General features: G+C 40.3%; 4 protein-coding genes. All 4 read left to right on the top strand.

Annotation, left to right across the window (positions count from 1 at the left end):
- The first annotated feature begins 30 nt into the window (after window positions 1-30).
- The 4 genes from glgD (at window position 31) to Q0J48_RS06855 (ending at window position 3,327) form a co-directional block, all read left to right on the top strand.
- Window positions 31-1,146 carry a glucose-1-phosphate adenylyltransferase subunit GlgD gene (glgD, locus tag Q0J48_RS06870; protein WP_183376388.1) on the top strand — a complete coding sequence of 372 codons (1,116 nt, stop codon included), beginning with the start codon at window positions 31-33 and terminating at the stop codon, window positions 1,144-1,146.
- The gene (gene glgA, locus Q0J48_RS06865; protein ID WP_296242749.1) at window positions 1,146-2,591 is read left to right on the top strand and encodes a glycogen synthase GlgA; all 1,446 of its coding nucleotides are present in this window, start codon (window positions 1,146-1,148) and stop codon (window positions 2,589-2,591) included. Before glgD ends, glgA begins: the two co-directional genes overlap by 1 nt.
- Window positions 2,588-2,992, top strand: a complete 405-nt coding sequence (locus Q0J48_RS06860) for a DUF523 domain-containing protein (RefSeq protein WP_296242748.1) — start codon at window positions 2,588-2,590, stop codon at window positions 2,990-2,992. Before glgA ends, Q0J48_RS06860 begins: the two co-directional genes overlap by 4 nt.
- A gap of 68 nt (window positions 2,993-3,060) precedes the next feature.
- A complete protein-coding gene (locus Q0J48_RS06855; protein ID WP_022789300.1) occupies window positions 3,061-3,327 on the top strand; it encodes a phosphocarrier protein HPr in 267 nt (88 codons plus the stop codon).
- Window positions 3,328-3,381: the final 54 nt, after the last annotated feature.

Below are 3,381 nucleotides of genomic sequence, written 5' to 3'. Positions count from 1 at the left end.
AAACGCGTAAAGAAAGGGGAGTAACCGACGATGTGTGATGCATTAGGAATCGTAACTTATAATGACCCAAGTGTCTATGTAAGAGGTTTACAAAAATATCGTCCGATTGCGGCATTTAGTTTTATTGGAAGATATCGATTGATCGATTTTCCACTCTCTAACATGGCCAATTCAGGAATCCATGATATCAAGGTTTTTGTAAATGGCAACCCTCAGCCATTGATTGAACATGTTGGCAGTGGCCGTCATTATAATATCAACTCGAAACATGGACGTATTGATTTGATTCCTTTATATCGTGAAGATGGAGCCATTCAGTATGTTTCGGATGTTCAAAGCTATTATGATCAGATCGATTCAATCCAGGAAAATAAAAATGATTATGTGGTCATTGCGCCAGTCAATATGGTTTATATGGTCAATTATGCCGATTATTTGGATCAGCATATCCAAAGCGGTGCTGAAATCACAATGTTATATCAGAATGTGGATGATGCCAAAACACATTACATCAATTGCGATGTATTGCAGATGAATCGCCAAAAAGGGGTTCTGAGCATTGAGAGTAATCTTGGCAACTATAAGAATCGCCAGCTTTCTTTACAGACTTATATCATGTCAAAAGAGATCTTTGTTTCTTTAGTTGAAGAAGCACGTAAGGTCAGCAGCATGTATTGGTTCAAAGACATTGTCAATGATCATTGTAAAGATATGGATATCCGCGGTGTCAATTTTAGAGGCAGTGTTTACTGCATCAATGATTTGAAATCTTATTACGACAGTAATATGGCCATCTTGAATGAAGCAAACATGCGTGAATTCTCAAATCCAAAATGGCCGGCATATACACGGACAAATGACAGTGCACCAGCCATTTATTTGGATGGCGGAAGTGCTATTGGCTCTTTAGTATCCAACAGCAGTGAGATTCATGGAGAAGTGGTCAATTCGATCATTGGCCGAGCTTGCAAGGTAGGAAAAGGCGCTCATATTGAAAACTGCTTGATCTTGCCAGATGTTGAGATTGGAGACAATGCGGTCTTGAAAAATGTGATTGTTGACAAACATACGAAGATCTATAAAAAGATCGATTTGACAGGAACTCCGGAAGATCCGCTTTATATTGGTAGAAGGGAGAATATTTAATGGCTTCGATTTTAATGGTGGCCGGTGAAGGTCTTCCTTTTATCAAAACAGGAGGCCTTGCCGATGTAATTGGTTCATTGCCGAAGGCTTTGACAGACCAGGGACATGAAGTGAAGGTGGTCATGCCTTTATACAAGAAGATCGCCGAAAAATATATGGATGATCTGTATTTTGACTGTGAATATTCGGTATCGATTGCTTATCACGAAGTTCCTGTACGCGTCTATTCCAAGATGGAAGGCGATGTTTGTTTCTTCTTCATTCAACATCAAGGCTATTTTGAAAGAGATACGCTTTATGGTTACGATGATGACGGAGAACGTTTTGCGTATTTCCAAAAAGCGGTGATCGAGATGTTGAACCAGTTGAATTACTGGCCTAACATCATTCATTGTCATGATTGGCATACGGGCATGATTCCATGCATGGTCAAAGAAACGCATGATAATGATGCGCGTTACCGCAGTATTCGTTTTGTATATACGATCCATAACTTGGCTTATCAGGGAAATTTTGGACCGGAAATGTTAGATTCTTGTCTGGGGCTTCCATACTATTTGTTAGATAACGGAAATGTTCGCTTTGACGGCGGTATTTCCTTTATGAAATCTGGTATTTTGTATTCAGACAAGGTCACGACCGTTTCTCCAACCTATGCCCAGGAGATCCTAACACCGCAATATGGGGAACATTTAGAAGCAATCCTGAACATGCGCAAATATGATCTTTGGGGAATCGTAAATGGAATCGATATCGATTTGTGGAATCCAAAGACGGATCCAGAGATTCCGTATCATTTCGACAAAGTCAATATGGATAAACAAAAGAAAGAAAACAAACTGGCTCTTCAAAGAGAGTTAGGACTTGAAGAGAACCCGGATGTAATGCTTGTAGGCTGTGTCAGCCGTTTGACTTGGCAAAAAGGATTCTATCTATTGATGGAACAGTTAGATGCTTTATGTGCGGCTCCGATCCAAATTGCGATCTTAGGCAGCGGAGAGAATCAGATCGAAAATAAATTCCGCGAACTAGAGAATGGAAATAAAGGAAAGATCTGTTTCTATTATGGCTATAACGAGAGCCTGGCGCATCGCATCTATGCTGCCAGCGATCTGTTCTTGATGCCAAGTCTGTTTGAACCATGTGGTATTTCACAACTTTGTTCGATGCGTTATGGAACGCTTCCATTAGTTCGTGAGACGGGTGGTTTGAAAGATACGGTCAATCCATACAATGAATATGACAAGAGCGGCAATGGTTTCAGCTTTGAGAACTACAATTCAAATGAGTTGATCAATACGCTTTATTATGCAATCGATGTCTTCTATAATCGCAAAGATGATTGGAAGATGTTGCAGACTAACGCATTGAATACCGATGTAAGTTGGGCAAATAGTGCAAAGACCTATTCTTTGTTGTATGATGAATTGATGTCAAATTCATGAAGATCTTGATTAGCGCTTGCCTTTGTAAGGAGCGTTGTCGATACGATGGAAGGGATTGTTTTCGCAAAGAGGTCATGGACCTGATTGCCGGGCATGAGATCGTACCAGTTTGTCCGGAAGCTTTTTTAGGGATCCCGCGATTGCCTTGCGAGATCTTGGATGGTCGGTTGATCGATTCGAGCGGGAAAGACTTGACAGAAGTCATGCAAAAATCGATTGCGAACATCTTGGATTGCATCGATATCCAAACCGTTGATTTGGCGATCCTGAAAGCTCGATCACCAACTTGCGGATATGGGTGGATCTATGATGGAAGCTTTAAAAATCGTTTAATTTATGGATACGGATTGTTTGCGAAAGCCCTTGCGGATCAAGGAATTCGAATCTTGGAAGTTGACTGAAATTGTATTGATTTATTAATGGAAATGGACTAAAATATTTTTAGATTTACTTTAGGAGGAAATTTATAATGAAACAAGTGACTGTTACTGTAGTTGATCCAGTAGGATTACATGCTCGTCCTGCAACTGTTGCGGTAAATGCCGCCAGCAAATTTAAGAGCGAAATCAACGTTGCGTTCAAAGGACGTGAAGTAAACATGAAATCAATCATGGGTGTTATGTCTTTAGGAATTCCTACACAGTCTGAAATTACTATCAGCTGCTCTGGTGAAGACGAAGAAGAAGCTATCGCAGCAATCGAAGAAGTACTTCGCGCTCAGAAGATCATTGCTTAATTGAATGAGAAAGAAAAGCCTTCGGGCTTTTTTTTTTCGCATTTCCGCAATGAA

Origin of the sequence: uncultured Faecalicoccus sp. (genome assembly GCF_944325745.1) — a bacterium.
Classification (GTDB): domain Bacteria; phylum Bacillota_I; class Bacilli_A; order Erysipelotrichales; family Erysipelotrichaceae; genus Faecalicoccus.
This window is presented reverse-complemented; position numbering and strand designations above follow the sequence as displayed.